Genomic DNA, 20,215 nt, shown 5'->3' on the forward strand with positions numbered 1-20,215 from the left:
CCACCCACTTCACAAGCAGGTTGCGTGCCAGACAGAATATCGCGCCGCGTTCCATCCGAACGGCAAAAAAAAGCGGCTTTTTTTCGGCAATTGGCCAGTTTTGCCGCGGCAAAGGTTGCCGTTCTTTTCATCCATTCCGTAAGCACACCCCACGCACTCGCTGCACCAGACTCGGCGGGGCCGACTCTGCTCTCACCAACCGAGCTGACGCGGATGGTCGAAGATGCGGTTACCCCGTTACTGCGCGGCATCGAGGACCGCGTCACGTTTGCGATCGCCGCCCCATCGGTATTGGAAAACCGCCCGGCCTGTACCGCAGCGCAAGTCGACGTTCCGCCCGGCCAACGCCTTTGGGGACAGATCATGGTGACACTGCGCTGTTTTGCGCCCGATCCCTGGACGGTCTACGTGCCGGTCTACGTTCGCCGCTTCGGCACCTATCTTGTGACCACACGCCCGCTGCGGCACCGGGAAACCGTAACCGCCCGCGACGTTCGACCCGTGGAAGGGGAGCTCACCACGCTACCCGAAGACGTCGTGCGCGCCACTTCCGAGGCGGTAGGAAAAGAGTTGCGCGTGAGTGTCGCACCTGGGCAACCTTTGCGAAGCAGTTGGCTCGTCGCACCACTTGTCGTGCGCAACGGACAAAACGTCACCGTGATCCAACATGGCAAAGGTTTCCGCGTCGAAACCGAAGGACGCGCGATGAATAGTGCCGCTCAAGGCGAAGCGGTGCGCGTGATGTTGCCCAACCGCCAGGTGATCGAAGGCAGCGCCACAGCCGACGGCGCAGTGGTCGTCGAATGAAAAACGGCTCAAGAATTTTCCGCGTGAACCGTTAACTGCGAATACCGGAATCGAGGAGCGGGAAACCGATGAAAATCGACAAACCAATTCTGCCACCTGGCGGTGACCCTGCAGTGCGCGGGACCCCATCGACGCGCAAGCCGGAACCGGGCCCAGGAGGGGGTCGTCTGCCTCCTCCTCCATCGCCATCGGCGGACGAAACCGTTGCGCTCTCTTCCCGAGCAAGCCTTCTGGCGCGAGCGGAGCAGATGATGAACGAGGTTCCCGAAATCGACTGGCAGCGAGTCGAGACGCTGCGCGCCGCGATTCAAAGCGGTCAATTCCGGATCCACCCGGAAAAAATTGCCGACAGCTTGGTGCGTGAAGTCGAAGCATTGCTCCATCCCGAATCATGAGCGAAGCGAAGCTGCCCGCGCCCACCGCGACCCAGCAGACCCTCCTTGCGCGCATACTCCAAGAGGAAATCGCGGTGCTGAAAAGCTTTCTGACGGCACTCGACGCCGAACGGCGCGCCCTGCACAGCAACGACCCCGCAGCGATCGAAGCGGCCGTCACGGAAAAAAACCGCATCGCCGACCAGCTTCAAGGGTTCGAGCGCCAGAAGCTGCGGGTGGTGGCAAGCACTGTTGCCGGTGCCGAGTCGGAACAGAAAGCGGTGCTCACCGCGTGGCAACGGTTGCCGCCGCTTGCCGACGCGTGGCATGCAGTGTGTCAACTGGCCAGACAATGTCAGGAGCGCAACCAAGAAAACGGGGTATTGCTGCGAGAGAAACAGCATTTCGTGCAGCAAGCGCTCGACGTGTTGCTCCACAGTCAAGAGCGCCTGAACATCTATGATGACAAAGGGCAATCGCGCTTGACCCTCACGGGGCATTCCCGAAAAATCGGTTCGGCGTGAATGCGTAACGAAGGGGTACGATGGAGCGGTTCGTCATCTTCAACCAAAAAGGGGGCGTAGGCAAATCGACGCTTGCGGTCAATTTGGCCGCAATCGCTGCGGCACAAGGGTATCGCACCTTGTTGATCGACCTCGATCCGCAGGGCAACGCCACGCTCTACGCGCTGGGTGCCATTGAGCCGCCCAAACCCACGCTTGCCGATTACTTCGATCAAACGCTCAATTTTCGCCTCAACCCCTGGCCCAGCGAAGCGTTCGCCCACCCCACTAGGTGGCCCAACCTGGCGGTTGCCGCCAGCGATCCCGAACTGGAAGCGCTGCTGCCCAAGCTGGAGAGCCGCTACAAAATCTTCAAACTCCGTGACCTTTTGGATCAGTTGGCGCCGGCATTCGATCGCGTCTATCTCGACACGCCGCCTGCCCTCAATTTCCTGACCCGCTCTGCGCTCATCGCAGGCCACCACTGCCTGATCCCCTATGACTGCGACGATTTTTCGCGCCGGGCGCTGCTGCAACTCGCGGAAACGGTAGCGGAAATCCGGATCGACCACAACCCGTGCTTGGCCATCTTGGGCATCGTCGTCAACCAGTACCAAACGCGGGCCGGGGTGACGCAACGCGCCGTGGCGCAGCTTGCCGAATCGGGATTGCCGGTATTGGAACCCTTCTTGACTTCGTCGGTGGTGGTGAAAACGTCCCACGAACGGCGCGAACCCCTGATCGCTTTTGCCCCGAAACACCCCTTGACGCAAAAAATGGTTGCCCTCTTCGCCGCGATCGAAGCCCGCGTTCCCCAGTCGTAACGCACTATTGACTGCTGCCGCTCCGGCAACCCCCAGTACCTTTCCCGTTTACAACGCTTCGAGCTTCGCCACGCTCAAGAGCAACCGTTTGACCCCGACACTAGGGCCGAAACGAACCGTTGCCTGTTGGTGCACACCGCTGCCTTCCACTTGAAGAATCACCCCTTCGCCAAACTTGGGATGGCGAACCGCTTGTCCTGGCTGCCACAAAAAACCGGACCGATCACCCGGCGCGCGCGCCGATGGTGGAGAAAACGCCGCGTTTGATACGGCGTCCCATTCGGGCGCGCGCGGCTTGCGCCCCGAGAGCGGCAGCAACAGCGTTTCCGGAATCTCCGTGACGAAACGGGAAACCGGCCGGTAACGGCTTGCGCCATGCCAAAATCGGCTTGCTGCCCAGCTCAAATAGAGCCGCTCTTTGGCACGAGTGACCGCTACGTACATCAAGCGCCGCTCCTCTTCTAGGCCCGTACCGTCAGCACCAAAGCTGGGGAGCGCATTTTCGTGGGGAAATACCCCATCTTCCAACCCGACCAAGAAAACCGCGCCAAACTCCAGCCCTTTCGCGGCATGCACCGTCATCAGACGCACCGCGCGCTCATGACGCTCTGCCTGCAATTCACCCGACTCGAGCGCGGCGTGCTGAAGAAAGAGGGTGAGCATCTCGTGCCCGGTTGCGGTGATGCCTTCGCGCGCCATCTCGGCGACGAATTCGTGCCCCGCATCAACGAGCGCCGCCAGGTTCTCTAGCCGCTCTTCGCGCGCCACGCGATCACGGGTGGCTTCTTCTGCAAAAAGGTCCTGTAAGCCGCTCTTTTCGATCACGAGCGCGATCGCATCGGGAAGGGGCAACGTCGCGGTGGCATCGCGCAACGCGTCGATGAGCGCCGCAAAGCGCTGGACAGCCGCCCCGCTGCGACCGCCAAGCCTTTTCGCCGCAAGCGCCCAGTGCCCTTCGCTTTCGGTCGCAGCGAGCAACTGTTCGACCGTTTTCGCACCGATACCCCGTGCCGGTACGTTGATCACCCGCAGCAGCGCATTGGTGTCGTCCGGAAGCACCAGAAGGCGCAAATAGGCGATCGCGTGCTTGATCTCCGCCCGATCGAAAAAGCGCAATCCCCCGTAGACCCGATAGGGAATACCGGCTGCCAACAAATGGTGCTCGAAGAGGCGCGACATCGCGTTTGTGCGATAAAGGACCGCGATCTCATCGGCACTCCAACCGTCGCGAATCAACGCGCCGATTTCATCGACGACGAACTGCGCCTCTTGCCCCTCGTCGATCGCTTCGAAGGTGCGGATCGGCTCCCCTTCGCCGCGATCGGTCACGAGCGTTTTCCCCAACCGGCTCGCGTTGTTGGCGATGATGGCATTTGCTGCCGCCAAAATGTTGCCCGCTGAACGGTAGTTGCGTTCGAGCCGAACCAGCTCCGCTTGGTATTCTTGCTGGAACCGCGCCAACAATGCGCTCATCGCGCCGCGAAAGCCGTAGATCGCCTGATCGTCGTCCCCAACGCAGAAAAGCCACGCCCCCACCTCGCCGGTTGAAACGTCGCACGCCAGCTGTTGCAACCAACGGTATTGCAACGGGTTGGTGTCTTGGAACTCATCGACCAGGATGTGTTGAAAGCGGCGGCGATAGTGCGCCCGCAAGGTTTCGTTGCGATGCAGCAGATCGAGTGCGCGCATCAACAATTCGGCAAAATCGACTACCCCTTCGCGCGCGCACGTGGCTTCATACTCCTGCCACAAGGTGACGAACAGCTGCCCGCGTGCGCCTTGCGGCGCGATCTCCTCCGGTCGCTCACCGCGTTCTTTGTGGGCGTTGATGAACCCGACGAGTTCGCGCGGCGCCACCATCGCCTCTGGAACCGCCAAACGCTTCAGTAGCCGTTTCACCAGCGCCAACTGGTCGGCCGCATCCAGAATCTGGAACGCACTCGGCAACCCTGCCTCGGCGGCATGACGGCGCAACAGACGATGCGCGATGCTGTGAAACGTCCCCAACCAAACGCCCCGCTGCCCATCGACCGCCTCTGGCGCCACCAATCGCGCAAGCCGCTCGCGCATCTCCCGCGCCGCTTTGTTGGTGAAGGTCACCGCAAGAATCGCTCCCGGATCGACCCCTTCCCGTTCGATCAGCCACGCAATCCGATGGGTCAATACCCGTGTCTTCCCCGAACCGGCACCCGCCAAGACCAACGCATGGCCTGGCGGTAGCGTCACCGCACGCCGCTGCTCAGGATCGAGCCGCGCCAACACGCCTTCGCTCATCACGCATCCTTTACGTCAGCCTGAGCGCGATTGTACCCAAGGCCACGCGCCACACTCGCGTGTGTCCCGATAACGCTCGTCACGTGCACATAGAGGTAGCGAAGAAGCGTTCAGAAAATGTGAACCAAAAATCTTGCTTTTGCGCTTTTTACGCGATAAAATGCGCGATTACACTGTTTCATGGTGATCTCCTCCTTTCTTTTGAGTGGTTTTGTCTCCCTCCCTCTCCATCTAACCCATGGAGTTCCCGCCCGCGCCCTTCGCGCGGGCTTTTTTTTGCCGCTTCCCTTCGCGCTATACTTCGGTTCTTACGCGCATGGCAAGGAATCGCGATGAAAGAGAAGTACGACGCCTTTTCGATCGAACAGACCGTCCAAAACGAGTGGGAAGCGACGCACCCCTTCGCGGTGACCGAAGACCCCACCCGCCCGAAGTTCTACTGCCTCTCGATGTTCCCCTACCCCTCCGGCAAACTCCACATGGGGCACGTGCGCAACTACACGATCGGTGACGTCCTCGCCCGCGCCAAACGGATGCAAGGGTTCAACGTGCTCCAACCGATGGGGTGGGACGCATTTGGGATGCCCGCGGAAAATGCCGCGCTTCAAAACGGCGTACCCCCCGCGCAATGGACCTACAGCAACATCGCCTATATGAAGGGGCAATTGAAACGGTTGGGTTTTGCGATCGACTGGCAACGCGAACTCACCACCTGCCGTCCCGAATACTATCGGTGGGAGCAGTGGCTCTTCAAACGGCTCTACCAGAAGCGGTTGATCTACCGCAAGATGGGTTGGGTCAATTGGGACCCGGTCGACCAGACGGTGCTCGCGAACGAACAGGTGATCGACGGCCGCGGGTGGCGCAGCGGTGCGCTCGTGGAAAAGCGCGAAATTCCCATGTACTACATGCGCATCACCGCGTACGCCGAAGAACTGCTGCAAGGGCTCGAAACGCTCCCCGGTTGGCCGGAACAAGTCAAACGGATGCAAGCGAACTGGATCGGCAAGAGCGTTGGCGCCGAGGTTCGGTTCCCCTACGACGAAGGCTCGATCGGCGAAAGCGGTGTGCTCACTGTCTTCACCACCCGTCCAGACACCTTGATGGGCGCCACCTACGTCGCGGTCGCGGCCGAGCATCCGCTCGCGACGAAAGCCGCGCAAAACGACCCGCAATTGGCCGAATTCATTGCCGAATGCCGTCGGGGGTCGGTCGCCGAGGCCGACCTCGCGACCATGGAAAAGAAAGGGATGCCAACCCCCTATTTCGTGCGTCACCCCCTTACGGGGGAAAAACTCCCCGTCTGGGTGGCGAATTACGTCGTGATGGCGTACGGCGAAGGGGCGGTAATGGCGGTGCCGGCGCACGACGAACGCGATTACGCTTTTGCGCAAAAATATCGTCTGCCGATTCGCCAAGTCATTCGCCCTGAAGGCTTCACCGGCACGATCGACGGAAGAGGCCCATGGGAAGAGCGCTTTGCGGCCAAAGGGAGACTGGTCGACTCCGGCCCCTTCACCGGACTGACGTCGGAGCAAGCGTTTTCCGCCATCATCGCTGCGCTTGCGGAAAAGGGGTTGGGGCAACAGCGGGTCCAATACCGCTTGCGCGATTGGGGGATCTCACGCCAACGCTACTGGGGTTGTCCGATTCCGGTGATTCACTGCGACCACTGTGGTGAGGTACTCGTTCCCGACGAACAACTCCCCGTCGTTCTCCCCGAATCGGTCGCGATCACCGGTCGCGGCTCACCGCTAGCTGAACTCGCCGACTGGGTCAACGTCCCTTGTCCCGAATGCGGGCGACCCGCACGGCGGGAAACCGACACGATGGACACCTTCGTCGAATCGAGTTGGTACTTCCTGCGTTACTGTTGTCCCGACAACGACCAAGCGATGGTCGACGACCGGGTCAAGTACTGGATGCCCGTCGACCAATACATCGGCGGGATCGAGCACGCGATCCTGCACCTGCTCTATTCGCGCTTCTTCACCCGTGCGATGCGCGACCTTGGGCTCATCCCCTTTTCGGAACCTTTCACCAACCTCTTGACCCAGGGGATGGTGGTTGCCGAAACCTTCTACCGCGAAGAGCCGACAACCGGCAAAAAAACCTGGATCAATCCGGCCGACGTGATCCTGGAACGCGACAGCAAAGGGCGTCCGATCTCCGCGGTACACCGCGTCGATGGCAAGCCGGTCACCATCGGTGGCCTCGAGAAGATGTCGAAGTCCAAAAACAACGGCGTCGACCCCCAAGCCCTCATCGACCAATACGGCGCCGATACCGCGCGCTTCTTCATCATCTTTGCCGCGCCGCCGGAAGCGCAGCTCGAATGGTCGGATGCGGGTGTCGAAGGAGCGCACCGTTTTCTCCGCCGTGTCTGGGCGTTTGGCGTTCGCTATCGCAACGAAATCGCGCCCCAGCTTCCCACGACCGCTGAAGCGCGCAGCGCAGCGCTGCGGCAACTTTCCGCACCTTTTGCTGCGGCACGGCGTGAATTGCACCTCATCCTGGAACAGGCGAATCGTGACCTCGCAAAACTCCAATTCAACACCGTTGCGGCTGCGACGATGAAAATGCTCAACCTCCTTGAGCGCCTGCCCGACGGTGACGCAAGCGCACGCGCGGTGCTCGCGCACGAAGGTTTCTCGATTCTTCTCAGAGTGCTGGCACCGATCACCCCGCACCTTACCGAGATCCTGTGGCGCGAATGCGGCTTTGGAGCAACACTGCGCGACGCCCCTTGGCCCGAAGTCGATCCCGCCGCGCTCGCGGTTGCCGAAATCGAACTGATCGTGCAGATCAACGGCAAGACCCGCGGCAAAGTCACCGTCCCGACGGACGCCGACGAACCAACGATTCGCAAACGCGTCCTAGCGCACGAACTCGTCCAGGCGGCACTCGAGGGAACCGAACCACGGCGTGTGATCATCGTTCCGGGAAGACTCGTCAATGTCGTCGTTTGATACCCAGCGCCGCCGCATTTTGACCGCTGCCGCGCTCTTGCCGACGCTTCTTCTTGCGGCGTGCGGTTTTCGACCACGTCATTACGTGGGATTGGCAAAGCACACGCTCCACTTTCGTTTCGACCGCGCCGCCGCGCTCGAACCGCTCGTTCCGGAGATGCTCGTGGGCACACGGGCAATGGTGGTTGCCGACCCCAAAACCGCAGACGCTACGGTCGTTTTGGGACCGCTCGAAGAGGCGCGGGAGATCATCGCGCTCTCCCCGCGCGGGACGGTTCGCGAATACGCGTTGCGCAGCGTCTTGACCGTTCGCCTCGTCGACCGCGCCGGCGAAGAGCGGCTGCCGCCCACCCGCCTCGTTGCCGAACGGGACTACAGCTACGACGACAGCCGCATCGCAGCCCGCGCCGAAGAAGAGCAGGTGATCCTCACCGACATGCGGCGCGAGCTCCTCAGACGCGCCCTCTTGCTCGTCGACCGTCGGCTTGCGGCGCACCCATGAAATGTCCCGCAGCCCGCCTGCCACAGCTCCTGACCCGCAGCCCGTTTCCCCCGCTCTGGGCGGTGACGGGCGATGAGCCGCTCCTCATCGAAGAGGCAGCCGACGCGATTCGCACGCACGCCAAAGCAGCCGGGTTCACGGCGCGAGAACGGGTCGTCATCGACAAAGGAGAGGCGCTTGCCACGCTCACGCCCACCACCGAGAACCTGTCGCTTTTTGCCGAAGCCCGCTTGCTGGAGCTCCGCTTCCTGGTCCCCCCTCAGGGCAACGAGGCAGCCCACTGGTTTGCCGCCCTCTGCGACCGGCCACCGGAAGCCACCGTCACCTTACTGATTTTGCCGCCGCTTGACTGGGCCACGAAAAAGACACGCTGGTACCAAACCCTCGAAAAAGGAGCGATCCTGGTCGAAACCCAAGCGCCGAGCCGCGCGCAACTCCCCCAATGGTGGGCCGAACGGTTGCACGCCCAAGCGCAGTCCGCCTCGAACGAACTCTTGGCCTATTTGGCCGAATGCAGTGAAGGTAACCTCCTTGCCGCAAAACAACAACTGGCGCTCTTAGCACTCCTCTTTCCGCCTGGCCCCTTACCGGACGCAGAGGTACGCGCGGCGGTCACCGAAGTGGCCCGCTTCGACCCGTTCGAACTGCGGCTTGCGGTCCTTACCCGCAACGCACCGCGCGCCGCCCGCCTGATCGCTGCCCTTCGCGACGAAGGGGTAGCCGAAGCGCTCGTCCTCTGGGCGCTCGCTGCGGGCGTTCGCGCGCTTGCTCGCGCAAGCGAGGCCGCAGACCCCCGCGCAGTGGATGCGATCGCCAAGAGCGAAAAACTCTTCGACTCGGCCGAAAAAGAGGCGTTGCGCGCCGCCACCCGCCTTGAGCCAACACGGTGCCATCATTGGCTCCGCCGGGTCGCACAACTCGACCGAATCGCCAAAGGGGTCGAAGCGGGTGACTTCTGGTGCGAAGCCGAACGTCTGGCGCTTGCGCTCGACCCCGCAACACCCCTTCCTGCCGATTTTTCCGTTACCTGGAGCAGACTATGACCGAAACCATCGACGCCTATTTCGACCGTCTGGGTCAAGCCGCACGCACCGCGGCGCAGGCGATCGCGCGCGCGGGCACCGCACAGAAAAACGCAGCGCTTCGCGCGATCGCCGACGCGCTCGACGCTGCACGGTCGGAACTTACCGCAGCCAACGAACACGACCTACAAGCGGCGCACGCAGCGGGCCTTGCGCCCGCACTGATCGACCGCCTCACGCTCTCCCCCAAAGTGATCGACGCGATGATCGAAGGGCTTGAACAGATCGCGGATCTACCCGACCCAGTCGGCGAAATCCGCGAACTTCGGCAACGCCCCTCTGGTATCCAAGTGGGCCGAATGCGCGTGCCGCTTGGCGTCGTCGGGATCATCTATGAATCGCGGCCCAACGTCACCGTCGACGCCGCAGCCCTTTGCCTCAAAGCGGGTAACGCGGCGATTCTTCGTGGCGGGAAAGAGGCGATCCACAGCAACCAGGCAATCGCCCGCTGCGTTCAGCAAGGATTGGCTGCGGCCCAGCTCCCGGCCACGGTCGTGCAGGTCGTGGAACGGACCGAACGCGAGCTCGTCACCCGTCTTGTGGCTTCGCTGCAATACGTCGATGTGATCGTGCCCCGCGGCGGCAAAGGGCTCATCGAAGCCGTCGCCCAAGCCGCAAAAGTCCCCGTGATCAAACACCTGGACGGCAATTGCCACGTGTACGTGCACGCTGCCGCGAAACCCGAATGGGTCGTCCCGATCGTCGAAAACGCCAAAACCCACCGTTATGGGGTCTGCAACGCCGCCGAAACCCTCTTGATCGACGAAGCGGTTGCGCCCCGCTATCTCCCCGAGATCGGCGCGATGCTTGCGCGCCACGGCGTCGAGATGCGGTGTTGCCCCAAAACGCTTTCCATTCTCCACACCGCGCCCGACGTACCGTCTGCGCTCGTCAAACCGGCCACCGAATCCGATTGGGCGACCGAATACCTCGCCCCGATCCTCGCGATTCGCGTCGTCACGGGGCTCGATGAGGCGATCGACCACATCGCGCGCTACGGCTCGCACCACACCGATGCGATCATCACCGAAGACTACTCAGCGGCGATGCGTTTTTTGCGCGAGGTCGACTCCGCGTCGGTGATGGTCAACGCCTCGACGCGCTTCGCCGACGGATTCGAATACGGATTGGGCGCCGAGATCGGCATCTCAACCGACAAATTCCACGCGCGGGGCCCTGTAGGCCTGGAAGGACTCACCAGCGAAAAATGGATCGTATTGGGACACGGCACGATCCGCCGCTGACAGGCGAACAACCCCGTTGACCGGCGGGGAGATGAGCGTTACGATATCATCTCATTCAAACGTTTGTTGGAGGAGAAAATGGTTCGTACGCTCATCGCGCTCATCCTTTCCTGTGGCATGCTCACTGGCGTGCCGGCACAAGCAGCAATCCAGCTGGGCAACGCCACTTTTCCCGATTCGATCACCGTCGACGGCGCGCCGCTTCAGCTCAATGGTGCGGGAATCCGCAGCAAAGTCTTCTTTCACGTCTATGCCATCGGACTCTATCTGCCGCAACCCACCACCCAAGCCGAAGCGGCGCTCACGAGTACCCCGCCGCGCGCGCTTCGCATTCAACTCCTGCGTAGCCTCTCCGGCGCCACGTTTGCTGACGCGCTGATCGAAGGGCTCAAACAGAATCAACCGCAGGAAGCGCTCACCCCCTACCAAGCCAGCATCGACACACTGCGCCAAGCGATCCTTTCCCAGAGCGAATACAAAGAAAACAGCGTCGTGGTAATCCGCGAAGACAAAAACGGGATGGTACATATCACCGTTGAGGAAAAACCGTTGGTGGCGCCGATTGCGCAGCCGGGATTCTTCTCGTTGCTCTTGAGTATCTGGCTGGGTCCGAAACCCGTACAAGATTCCCTCAAAAACGAGCTCCTCAAAGGGAGCGCTTCCTAAGCGTTTCGCATACCGGTAGAATCGCCGCCATCCCCGATCTTGAAGGTGGCGGCAATGGCTTCCCAACCCGAACGCAACGCGACCCTATGGGTGGTGTCCCGCCCGCTCGTTGCCCCCTTTTGGCTAGAGATCGCAGCAACCGCAGACGGCACCGTGGTAGCGGCCACGTTTCGCACCGATCCCCCTGCGTCGTCTCCGCGAGGGAACGCCCCTGAAGCCGTTCGCCAACTCAGCCACTGGCTCGACACCTGGCTCGACGCACCCGCGACCCCACTGTGGCCGCGGGTTGCCCCACACGGCACCCCATTTCAACAACGCGTCTGGAACGCGTTACGAATCATCCCCTGCGGTGAGACGCGCACGTACGGAGCGCTTGCCGCGCACTTGGCGACCAGCCCCCGCGCGGTTGGCGCTGCGTGTGGCGCAAACCCCTGCCCGATCGTGATTCCCTGCCACCGCGTCGTCGGTCGCAACGGGGCGCTCACCGGTTTTTCCGGCGGTCATTCCGGTGCTTGGCTCTCCCTCAAAGCATGGCTACTCGAACGCGAAAACGTGCACCTGTGATGCGCGCCAAACCGGTTACGCTTACCCCCCTCACCCAACAATGGATCGACGCGTTCAGCGACCACCTGTGGTGGGAAGAGGGGCTGAGCGCAAACACCCGCGCGAGTTACCGCCACGACCTCACCAGCTTTGCCCAATGGCTCGAATCGCGCCGTGAGCAACTCCCCACGGTCACCGCAACCACGCTCCTGACCTATCTGGCTGAAAAACCCCGTAAAGCGGCTTCGCAACGACGCCTGATCGCCTGTTGGCGGAAATTCTTTGGCTGGCTCGTCCGAGAAGGAAAGATGGCGCACAATCCATGCCTCTCTTTGACCCAACCGCCTTTACCGCCCAGATTACCCAAAACCCTCACCGAAAAGGAGGTCGAAAATCTGCTGCTCGCCCCAGACCCGGAAACCCTCCTGGGTTTGCGTGACAAAGCGATACTCGAACTCCTCTACGCCACGGGGTTGCGTGTCAGCGAATTGGTCACATTGCACTTGGCGCAATTACGTCTCCAAGAAGGTTGGCTCATCGTCATGGGAAAGGGGAACAAAGAGCGGCTCGTTCCATTTGGGGAATTGGCTGGCGAATGGCTCACGCGCTACTTGCGTGAAGGGCGTCCCAAACTCTGCAAACCGCACACGACCGATGCGCTCTTTCTCACCCAAAAGGGTGAAGCGATGACCCGGCAACGCTGCTGGCAATTGATCAAACACTACGCAAGTGTCGCTGGAATCGACCCCCGCAAAATTTCCCCACATACCCTACGCCATGCGTTTGCTACCCACTTATTGAATCATGGCGCCGACCTGCGCGCAGTCCAGTTGTTACTCGGCCACGCCGATATCAGTACGACACAAATCTATACCCACGTTGCGCACGCGCGTCTTGAGGCGCTCTACCACCGCAACCACCCCCGCGCCTAATCACGGCGCCATTGCCAAATCAAAAAGTTTTGCTAAAATGGAATTACTATGTCGCGTTATAAAAGGACTTTGGCAATGACCCAACACAATATCCCAGTGGAAACGCTCGAAGCCCTTTCCATCGAAGCTTTGGAAGCGCTGAAAAAAGATATCGAAAAAACCATCGTCAAAAAACAAGAGGAGCGCCTCGAAGAACTCAAAGAAGAGGTTCGGCAAATGGCTGAACGGCTCGGCGTTCCTTTTGAAACTTTGCTCGAGCGCATGCTTCAAGAACGCAATGGCAAAGGGCGCAAGAGCGGCGCTGCGAAACGCAAACTGCCGTGGCGCTTCCGCCATCCCACCGATCCGGACAAAGGATGGACCGGCCGGGGTTTGCCGCCGAAATGGCTCCAAGAGTGGGAAGCCTCTGGGCGTTCGCGTGAAGAGCTGCGCGTCAGTTAAATGAGTTGGCACATTCTGTTCGCGCTGCTCTTTGGCTATGCGCTCGGATCCGTTCCGTTTGCGCTGATCGCCAGCAAACTCTTCGGCTTGCCGGATCCGCGCACTTTCGGATCGAAAAATCCTGGCGCCACCAATGTGTTGCGCACCGGCCACAAAGGGGCAGCGCTTTTGACACTCATCGGTGACGCTGGCAAAGGCGCCGCTGCGGTACTGATCGCGCAAGCCGTGACGCAATCCCCAGCGCTAGCCGCCGCCGCTGGGCTCGGCGCCTTTCTGGGCCACGTCTTCAGCTTTTTCCTTCGTTTTCAGGGCGGGAAAGGGGTCGCTACCGCGCTCGGCGTCCTGTTGGCGATCCAACCGTTACTCGGTCTCATCGCTGCCCTCATCTGGCTTACCGTCGCAGCGGTCTCCCGCTATTCGTCGCTAGCGGCGCTCATTGCGGCGCTCCTCACCCCACCGCTTGCGTGGCTTCTCAACCGCACGCCAGCCGAAGTCGCGCTGGTTACCGTGCTCGCAGCGATCCTCATCGCGCGTCACCACCAAAACATTCGCAATCTTTTACAAGGGACCGAATCGAAGATCGGCGCTAAAGCGGCAACGGCCAGCGCGGATGGATCGTCACCCGATAATCCTGCTTCACCGGAAAACCCAACCTGACGCGTTGCGCCGCAGCGTGCGCAATCATCGCCCCATTGTCGGTGCACCACTGCGGCGGAGGAAAGACGACCGAACAGCCTAGCGCCTCCAACTCAGCCGCCAAACGCGCGCGCAACCGCGCATTCGCGGTGACTCCGCCCGCTGCAACCAGACGGCGGGCACCGGTCAGTTCGACCGCACGCACCGTTTTGGCCACCAACACGTCGATCACCGCCGCTTGAAACGACGCAGCAAGGTCCGCCCGCGCTTGAGGGTCCCTGCCAACGGTTTCCGCAGCAAGCGCCACCGCGGTCTTCAACCCACTGAAACTGAACGCGATCTCCGGCGACTGTATGAGAGGACGCGGCAGAGCAAAACGTGTGGCATCCCCCCGCTCGGCCAGCTTGGCCAACTGTGGACCACCCGGATATCCCAACCCCAGGATTTTGGCGGTTTTGTCGAACGCCTCACCGGCCGCATCATCGATCGTCTCGCCCAGCAAGCGATAGCGTCCCACCCCCTCTACCCACAAGAGCTGTGTATGCCCACCCGAAACGAGCAGCGCAACAAATGGAAACGCCAAATCGGGCGCAGCCATCAACGGCGAAAGCAGATGTCCTTCCAAATGGTGGATCGGCATCGTCGGGACCCCGCGGGCAAACGCCCAACTCTCGGCAAACGCAGCGCCCACCAAAAGCGCGCCTGCCAAACCGGGCCCCGCCGTGTACGCGACCAGATCCACATCCGCCGGCGTCCAGCGCGCCTGCGCGAGCGCACGCGCGACGAGCTGCGGCAACCGGCGCACATGGTCTCGTGACGCCAGCTCGGGCACCACACCGCCATAGCGGGCATGCAGCGCCACTTGAGAGAACAGTTCGTGCGCAACCAACCCGGAAGCGCGATCCCAAAGCGCCACCCCGGTCTCGTCACACGACGTTTCGATCGCCAAAATTCCCTTCATACCGCGATTGTACCGAATCCCACTGTGAAAAGCCTTGCCCCCAGTTGCCGCACTCAGGTATAATTGCAGACTTTCCGGTACCAGTTTCGAGGAAACCTTCATGCCCTACGTGCGTGTCAAAGAAAACGAACCCGCCGACGTGGCCATCCGCCGCTTCAAGCGTCTGGTGGAAAAAGCGGGGATTTTGACGGAACTGCGCAAACGCGAGTTTTTCGAAAAGCCCTCGGAAGAGCGCAAACGCAAGCGCGCTGCCGCGGTCAAGCGCTACCAGAAAAAACTGCGGATGCAGATGCTTCCCCCGAAGATGTACTGACCACGCTCTCTTTTTTTGCGCGCCACACTGAAGGAGCCGCTGACTTCAGTGTGGCGAATTGCTTTGCGCCGCAATGATCCCGCCTGAGTTCGTCGAAACCCTTCTTGCGCGCACCGACATCGTCGAAGTCATCGGCAAGCGGATCAAACTCAAAAAATCGGGCGTCAACTATTTTGCCTGCTGCCCATTCCACGGCGAAAAAACCCCCTCCTTTTCCGTCTCACCCAGCAAACAGTTCTACCACTGCTTCGGCTGTGGCGCCCACGGCACCGCGATCACCTTCTTGATGGAATACGAGGGGATGTCCTTTCCCGATGCCGTCGAAGCGCTCGCCCAAGAGGCCGGCTTGGTCGTTCCCAAAACCCGAACGGGTGACCCCAAAGCCGCCGAAGCGGCCCGCAACGAACACGAACAGCTGCTGCATCTCCTCGAAAAAGCAGCCCACTTCTATCAGCAGCAACTGGCGCGCCACCCCGAGGCGCTCCGTTACCTGGAACACCGGGGGATCGGGCACGACGCCATCCGCCATTTTGGCCTAGGGTATGCCCCGGACGACTGGCAAGCACTCTCCGCGATCTTTCCCCATTACAACGACCCACTTTTGGAAAAAGCGGGTCTGGTGGTCGCGCACGAAAACGGCCGCCGCTACGACCGCTTTCGCCACCGCATTCTCTTCCCGATCCACAACCGCCGCGGACAAGTGGTCGCTTTTGGCGGGCGCGTCCTCGACCAAAGCGAACCCAAATACCTCAACTCGCCCGAAACGCCGCTCTTTAGCAAAAGCCACGAACTCTATGCGCTGGCGCTGGCACGGGACGCGATTCGATCGCGCGGACACGTGATCGTGACCGAAGGGTATCTGGACGTCGTCTCGCTTTGGCAGCACGGGATCGACAACGCGGTTGCGGTGTTGGGCACCGCCGCCACGCCGCACCACGTCCGGACGCTTCTCACCCTCACCGACGAGATCCTCTTCTGTTTCGACGGCGACGACGCCGGGCGCCGTGCCGCCTGGCGCGCGCTCGAACAGAGCCTGGAGGCGCTCAAAGAGGGCGTGACGCTGCGCTTTGCCTTCTTGCCAGAAGGAGAAGACCCTGACTCCCTCGTACGCCGTGCGGGCTCGGACGCGTTTCGCGACCACCTACACCAGAGCCGCACGCTCAGTCAGTACCTGATCGAGACCCTAACCGCGGAGGAGACACTCGACACCCCCGAAGGGCGCGCGCGCCTCATCCATCGCGCCCAACCGCTCATTGCCCGCATCGCCGCCCCAGAGCTCAAACGTCAGATCGAACAGGAGGTCGCCGAGCGCGCCCGTATCCCACTCAATGACTGGGCAGCCGCAGCAGCGCCCCTTATCGCGCCGCAGCGGACACGTTCACGCACGCAACCGCGATGGCACGTCACCCCGCGCAAAACCGTTGCGACGTTGGGCACGCGCCTTGTGCGCCTACTCATTGCCCACCCGCGGCTTGCCGCGCGCGTTCCCGTGAACTGGCTCCACCCATCGGAAGATCCCGATCTCCAAGCGGCACAACGGCTCGTCGATGCGATCGAACACGGCGAAATCGCGCCGGAGCAACCGCTTGCGGCGATTCTTTCCCATTTTCATTCGGACGAATCCCTGCGCGCCCGACTCGAATCACATGCCGCAGCGCTTCTTGAGGAATCGCCGCACGGCGACACCGACCCGGAGCGAGAACTTGCAGACCTCCTCGATGCCCTCGCTGCCCAAACCCTGCAGCGCGAAATCGCTGAACTCACGGCAAAAGCCCGTGTCCAACCGCTCACTGCCGACGAACGCCAGCGACTCAACACCTTGATTCGCGACGCCAAACGCCTTCGAAAAACAGAGCGTCGTAGCAACTGAGACGCAATGCCACGGCGTTTATCGCGAGATTCCATGCTATAATGATCGGTTATCCCGGTACCACTCCGAGGTAAAAGCGCTATGACGCAAACCAACAAAAATGGCCAAAAACGCAAATCCACGCGACGTACCCAAACGGCGCGTGCAACCGAACGGGCTCTGATCGAGTCGGTCGCTGCAAACCAAAGTCCGGAAGACGCTGAAAAACGGCGCAACCAGATCAAAGCGCTCCTGGCGATGGGTAAAGAGCGCGGTTACGTCACCTACGCCGAAATCAACGACCATCTTCCGGACGATATTACCGACGCCGACCAGATCGAAGCGATCGTCACCACCTTCAACAACCTAGGGATCAAAGTCTTCGAAGAGGCCCCATCGCCTGAAGAGCTGCTGATCTCCGATACCACGCCAGCGATCGCACACGACGACGATCTCGACGAACAGGCCGAACAGGCGCTCTCCACGGTGGATAGCGAATTTGGGCGCACCACCGACCCCGTGCGGATGTACATGCGCGAAATGGGGCACTCGGAGCTGCTGACTCGGGAAGGCGAAATCGAGATCGCCAAACGGATCGAAGATGGCCTGCGCAGCATGGTCCAGGCGATCGCCGCGTGCCCGCCAACCATCGCGTTCATGTTGGAAACGGTTGAAAAAATCGAAAACGACAAACTGCGCGTCGACGAAGTGGTCGATGGCCTCATCGACAACCTCGACGACATCGTCCCCCCCACAACGGACGAGGAAGAAGACGACGCAGACCCCCTCGACGACGATCTTGACGAAACGCTGGACGAATCCGACGACGCAACCGACGTGAGCGACGACACCTTCGACGAGGTCGGCGACGAAGACGAAGAGGAAGGGGAAGCAGAGACCAAAGAGGATCGCGCAGCGCGCATCCAAGCCGAGAACTTGGCCACCCTCAAAAAGGGGATGCTGGGCCATTTCGCCAAAATTCGCGAATGGTACCAAGCGCTCGACGCCGCGCTCACCCAACGCGGAACCCAAGACCCCGAATACCAGAAACTGCGCGACGCGATCGCGCACGAACTGCTGCACATCCGCTTTACCGCGCGCTACATCGAGCAAGTCTGCGACATCGTGCGCGGCTTCGTCGATCAGGTGCGCCAGCACGAGCGGCAGATCCAAAATCTCTGCACGCAAATCGCGACGATGCCGCGGGACCACTTCCTCAAGACCTTCCCGCCCAACGAAACCCACCTCGACTGGATCAAGAACGAGATTGAAGCGGGCCACCCATGGTCCGAATCACTGGTGCGGGTCTTCCCCAGCGTGCTCGACGAACAGCAGCGGATCATCGAGATCGTCGCGCGCGCGCGCGTTCCCCTTGACGAACTCAAAGACATCTTCAAACGGATGTCGCAAGGGGAAGCGAAGATGCGCGCGGCAAAACGGGAAATGATCGAAGCCAACCTGAGGCTCGTCATCTCGATTGCGAAGAAATACACCAACCGCGGGCTGCAGTTCCTCGACCTGATTCAAGAGGGCAACATCGGTCTGATGAAAGCGGTGGACAAGTTCGAATACCGCCGCGGGTACAAATTCTCCACCTACGCCACCTGGTGGATCCGCCAAGCGATCACCCGCTCGATCGCCGATCAGGCGCGCACCATCCGCATCCCGGTGCACATGATCGAAACCATCAACAAGATGAACCGCATCAGCCGCCAGATCTTGCAAGAGACCGGCGAAGAACCCTCCCCCGAGGTGCTCGCGGAGCGAATGGGAATGCCCGAAGAGAAGATTCGGCGCATCCTCAAGATCTCCCGCGACCCCATCTCGATGGAAACGCCGATCGGCGACGACGAGGATTCGCACTTGGGCGACTTCATCGAAGACACCTCGGTGCAACAACCGATCGAGGCGGCGCTCCAAGCCGACCTACGCGAAGCGATGCGCGAAGTGCTCGAACAGCTCAACCCGCGCGAAGCCAAAGTGCTGCGGATGCGTTTCGGCATCGAAATGAACACCGACTACACGCTCGAAGAGGTGGGGCGCCAATTCGACGTGACGCGGGAACGGATTCGCCAGATCGAGGCCAAAGCGCTCCGCAAGCTCCGCCATCCTTCGCGAGCCGAACTCCTGCGCGCTTACCTTGACAACGAAAGCTGAATCCCCTACCCTCACGCCCTGGCCGCCCTGAGCGGCCTTCCTGTGCGCCCATAGCTCAACGGTTAGAGCAGCGGACTCATAATCCGTTGGTTGTAGGTTCGAATCCTACTGGGCGCATCCTGCCGATTTCTCCAAGAGCACTCATGGCCATTCAATGGTTTCCCGGACACATGCACGCCACGCGCAAGCGGTTGCAAGAAGCGCTTGCCGAGGTCGACGTCGTCATCGAAGTGCTCGATGCCCGCATTCCGGCAGCAAGCCGGAATCCACTGTTGGAGACACTTCGCCGCAGTCGGCAAAAGCCGTGCTTGAAGCTCCTCAACAAAAGCGACTTGGCCGACCCCGAACGCACCGAAAGATGGCGTGCGGCGCTGCAGCAAGAAGCCGGTGTGGCTACGCTGGCGCTCTGCGCCCACCAACCTGCAGACGTGCGCCAGGTGATACCCGCCGCGCAATCGTTGGCACCCCACCGCAATCATCCCACCAAGCCATTGCGGATGATGATCGTCGGCATTCCCAACGTGGGCAAATCGACCCTGCTCAATGCATTACTCAAGCGCAAAGCGGCCAAGGTTGGCGACGAACCGGCGGTGACCAAGGCGGTGCAGCGCTACCACCTGGACGGCTTACGGACCATTTTCGATACGCCGGGCATGATGTGGCCGAAGATCGAAATCGAACACGACGGCTGGATGCTCGCGGCATGCCACGCAATCGGGCGCAATGCGGTGCGTGAAGAAGAAGTGGCGCTCGCGCTCATCACCACGCTTCAGGAAGAGGGCTATGCCGAGCGCATTGCGAAACGATACGGCCTTCCCGAAACTCTGATCACCGCATCCCACCCAGAGGCGATCTTGGAAGCGATTGCCGAACGGCGCGGCTGCGTCGCCCGAGGTGGCGTAATCGACTGGGAGCGTGCCGCCCTCGTCTTCTTGCAGGATTTCCGGGACGGCCGCTTGGGCCGAGTGACGCTGGAGACCCCGGAGAGCCGTACGCTGCGCATCGCGCGCGCCACAACCGGCGACAAAAGTGATATGATCCCAAATTGTCCATTAGGGACACGCTGAACAAATCAGCATTTGACTGGAAATGAGCGAGACTGACCGTATCCCTTCGACATTCACACCTCGGTGGGCAA

Annotated in this window: 19 protein-coding genes and 1 tRNA gene; 18 read left to right on the forward strand and 2 right to left on the reverse strand. The window is 61.2% G+C overall.

What is annotated here, in order from left to right:
• Nucleotides 1–24 precede the first annotated feature (24 nt).
• From flgA to KUL93_RS08810, 4 genes are all read left to right on the forward strand, one after another.
• Complete coding sequence (flgA, locus tag KUL93_RS08795; RefSeq protein ID WP_217126682.1) at nt 25–807, forward strand: flagellar basal body P-ring formation chaperone FlgA; 783 nt, start codon at nt 25–27, stop codon at nt 805–807.
• A 68-nt stretch (nt 808–875) separates the two neighbouring features.
• Entirely contained in the window at nt 876–1,202 is a 327-nt protein-coding gene (gene flgM, locus KUL93_RS08800; protein ID WP_217126683.1) for a flagellar biosynthesis anti-sigma factor FlgM, read from the forward strand.
• Complete coding sequence (locus tag KUL93_RS08805; RefSeq protein ID WP_119335519.1) at nt 1,199–1,705, forward strand: flagella synthesis protein FlgN; 507 nt, start codon at nt 1,199–1,201, stop codon at nt 1,703–1,705. Before flgM ends, KUL93_RS08805 begins: the two co-directional genes overlap by 4 nt.
• A 20-nt stretch (nt 1,706–1,725) precedes the next feature.
• Nucleotides 1,726–2,508, forward strand: coding sequence for a ParA family protein (locus tag KUL93_RS08810; protein WP_217126684.1), 783 nt, complete (start codon nt 1,726–1,728; stop codon nt 2,506–2,508).
• 48 nt (nt 2,509–2,556) lie between these two features.
• On the opposite strand, the gene KUL93_RS08815 is transcribed toward KUL93_RS08810, so the two are convergent.
• Entirely contained in the window at nt 2,557–4,782 is a 2,226-nt protein-coding gene (locus tag KUL93_RS08815; protein ID WP_217126685.1) for a UvrD-helicase domain-containing protein, read from the reverse strand.
• Between the two features lie 332 nt (nt 4,783–5,114).
• On the opposite strand from KUL93_RS08815, the gene leuS reads away from it, so the two are divergent.
• The 9 genes from leuS to plsY all read left to right on the forward strand — a co-directional run bounded on the left by leuS (nt 5,115) and on the right by plsY (nt 13,818).
• Nucleotides 5,115–7,751, forward strand: coding sequence for a leucine--tRNA ligase (gene leuS / locus KUL93_RS08820; RefSeq protein ID WP_217126686.1), 2,637 nt, complete (start codon nt 5,115–5,117; stop codon nt 7,749–7,751).
• Nucleotides 7,738–8,253 (forward strand): LPS-assembly lipoprotein LptE, encoded by a 516-nt coding sequence (locus KUL93_RS08825; RefSeq protein ID WP_217126687.1) that lies wholly within the window; start codon nt 7,738–7,740, stop codon nt 8,251–8,253. Before leuS ends, KUL93_RS08825 begins: the two co-directional genes overlap by 14 nt.
• Entirely contained in the window at nt 8,250–9,296 is a 1,047-nt protein-coding gene (holA, locus tag KUL93_RS08830) for a DNA polymerase III subunit delta (protein WP_217126688.1), read from the forward strand. Before KUL93_RS08825 ends, holA begins: the two co-directional genes overlap by 4 nt.
• Nucleotides 9,293–10,579, forward strand: coding sequence for a glutamate-5-semialdehyde dehydrogenase (locus KUL93_RS08835; protein WP_217126689.1), 1,287 nt, complete (start codon nt 9,293–9,295; stop codon nt 10,577–10,579). The genes holA and KUL93_RS08835 overlap by 4 nt, the downstream gene beginning before the upstream one ends.
• A gap of 78 nt (nt 10,580–10,657) precedes the next feature.
• Nucleotides 10,658–11,245 carry a chalcone isomerase family protein gene (locus KUL93_RS08840; RefSeq protein ID WP_217126690.1) on the forward strand — a complete coding sequence of 196 codons (588 nt, stop codon included), beginning with the start codon at nt 10,658–10,660 and terminating at the stop codon, nt 11,243–11,245.
• A 54-nt stretch (nt 11,246–11,299) separates the two neighbouring features.
• Nucleotides 11,300–11,809 carry a methylated-DNA--[protein]-cysteine S-methyltransferase gene (locus KUL93_RS08845; protein ID WP_217126691.1) on the forward strand — a complete coding sequence of 170 codons (510 nt, stop codon included), beginning with the start codon at nt 11,300–11,302 and terminating at the stop codon, nt 11,807–11,809.
• On the forward strand, nt 11,809–12,720 hold the full coding sequence (gene xerD / locus KUL93_RS08850) for a site-specific tyrosine recombinase XerD (RefSeq protein ID WP_217126692.1): 912 nt from the start codon (nt 11,809–11,811) through the stop codon (nt 12,718–12,720). The genes KUL93_RS08845 and xerD overlap by 1 nt, the downstream gene beginning before the upstream one ends.
• A gap of 75 nt (nt 12,721–12,795) precedes the next feature.
• The gene (locus tag KUL93_RS08855) at nt 12,796–13,161 is read left to right on the forward strand and encodes an H-NS histone family protein (RefSeq protein ID WP_217126693.1); all 366 of its coding nucleotides are present in this window, start codon (nt 12,796–12,798) and stop codon (nt 13,159–13,161) included.
• Nucleotides 13,162–13,818, forward strand: a complete 657-nt coding sequence (gene plsY, locus KUL93_RS08860) for a glycerol-3-phosphate 1-O-acyltransferase PlsY (RefSeq protein WP_217126694.1) — start codon at nt 13,162–13,164, stop codon at nt 13,816–13,818.
• Here plsY and tsaD read toward each other — a convergent pair.
• Nucleotides 13,748–14,758, reverse strand: a complete 1,011-nt coding sequence (gene tsaD, locus KUL93_RS08865) for a tRNA (adenosine(37)-N6)-threonylcarbamoyltransferase complex transferase subunit TsaD (RefSeq protein ID WP_217126695.1) — start codon at nt 14,756–14,758, stop codon at nt 13,748–13,750. The genes plsY and tsaD overlap by 71 nt on opposite strands.
• A 100-nt stretch (nt 14,759–14,858) precedes the next feature.
• Between tsaD and rpsU the strand changes: the two genes are divergently transcribed.
• The 5 genes from rpsU (at nt 14,859) to ylqF (ending at nt 20,144) form a co-directional block, all read left to right on the forward strand.
• Entirely contained in the window at nt 14,859–15,071 is a 213-nt protein-coding gene (gene rpsU, locus KUL93_RS08870) for a 30S ribosomal protein S21 (RefSeq protein WP_217126696.1), read from the forward strand.
• 73 nt (nt 15,072–15,144) lie between these two features.
• The gene (gene dnaG, locus KUL93_RS08875) at nt 15,145–16,941 is read left to right on the forward strand and encodes a DNA primase (protein WP_217126697.1); all 1,797 of its coding nucleotides are present in this window, start codon (nt 15,145–15,147) and stop codon (nt 16,939–16,941) included.
• A gap of 81 nt (nt 16,942–17,022) precedes the next feature.
• Complete coding sequence (rpoD, locus tag KUL93_RS08880) at nt 17,023–19,077, forward strand: RNA polymerase sigma factor RpoD (protein WP_217126698.1); 2,055 nt, start codon at nt 17,023–17,025, stop codon at nt 19,075–19,077.
• A 44-nt stretch (nt 19,078–19,121) separates the two neighbouring features.
• Nucleotides 19,122–19,194, forward strand: a tRNA-Ile gene (locus KUL93_RS08885).
• A gap of 26 nt (nt 19,195–19,220) precedes the next feature.
• Nucleotides 19,221–20,144, forward strand: coding sequence for a ribosome biogenesis GTPase YlqF (gene ylqF / locus KUL93_RS08890; protein ID WP_217126699.1), 924 nt, complete (start codon nt 19,221–19,223; stop codon nt 20,142–20,144).
• The last annotated feature ends 71 nt before the right edge of the window (nt 20,145–20,215 follow it).

It is taken from the genome of Hydrogenophilus thiooxidans (assembly GCF_019049855.1).
Lineage (GTDB): Bacteria > Pseudomonadota > Gammaproteobacteria > Burkholderiales > Rhodocyclaceae > Hydrogenophilus > Hydrogenophilus thiooxidans.

Coding starts and splice junctions, on each gene's coding strand:
- flgM (WP_217126683.1), top strand. CDS start 876: ATGAAAATCGACAAACCAATTCTGCCACCTGGCGGTGACCCTGCAGTG.
- KUL93_RS08805 (WP_119335519.1), top strand. CDS start 1,199: ATGAGCGAAGCGAAGCTGCCCGCGCCCACCGCGACCCAGCAGACCCTC.
- KUL93_RS08810 (WP_217126684.1), top strand. CDS start 1,726: ATGGAGCGGTTCGTCATCTTCAACCAAAAAGGGGGCGTAGGCAAATCG.
- KUL93_RS08815 (WP_217126685.1), bottom strand. CDS start 4,782: ATGAGCGAAGGCGTGTTGGCGCGGCTCGATCCTGAGCAGCGGCGTGCG.
- leuS (WP_217126686.1), top strand. CDS start 5,115: ATGAAAGAGAAGTACGACGCCTTTTCGATCGAACAGACCGTCCAAAAC.
- KUL93_RS08825 (WP_217126687.1), top strand. CDS start 7,738: ATGTCGTCGTTTGATACCCAGCGCCGCCGCATTTTGACCGCTGCCGCG.
- holA (WP_217126688.1), top strand. CDS start 8,250: ATGAAATGTCCCGCAGCCCGCCTGCCACAGCTCCTGACCCGCAGCCCG.
- KUL93_RS08835 (WP_217126689.1), top strand. CDS start 9,293: ATGACCGAAACCATCGACGCCTATTTCGACCGTCTGGGTCAAGCCGCA.
- KUL93_RS08840 (WP_217126690.1), top strand. CDS start 10,658: ATGGTTCGTACGCTCATCGCGCTCATCCTTTCCTGTGGCATGCTCACT.
- KUL93_RS08845 (WP_217126691.1), top strand. CDS start 11,300: ATGGCTTCCCAACCCGAACGCAACGCGACCCTATGGGTGGTGTCCCGC.
- xerD (WP_217126692.1), top strand. CDS start 11,809: ATGCGCGCCAAACCGGTTACGCTTACCCCCCTCACCCAACAATGGATC.
- KUL93_RS08855 (WP_217126693.1), top strand. CDS start 12,796: ATGACCCAACACAATATCCCAGTGGAAACGCTCGAAGCCCTTTCCATC.
- plsY (WP_217126694.1), top strand. CDS start 13,162: ATGAGTTGGCACATTCTGTTCGCGCTGCTCTTTGGCTATGCGCTCGGA.
- tsaD (WP_217126695.1), bottom strand. CDS start 14,758: ATGAAGGGAATTTTGGCGATCGAAACGTCGTGTGACGAGACCGGGGTG.
- rpsU (WP_217126696.1), top strand. CDS start 14,859: ATGCCCTACGTGCGTGTCAAAGAAAACGAACCCGCCGACGTGGCCATC.
- dnaG (WP_217126697.1), top strand. CDS start 15,145: ATGATCCCGCCTGAGTTCGTCGAAACCCTTCTTGCGCGCACCGACATC.
- rpoD (WP_217126698.1), top strand. CDS start 17,023: ATGACGCAAACCAACAAAAATGGCCAAAAACGCAAATCCACGCGACGT.
- ylqF (WP_217126699.1), top strand. CDS start 19,221: ATGGCCATTCAATGGTTTCCCGGACACATGCACGCCACGCGCAAGCGG.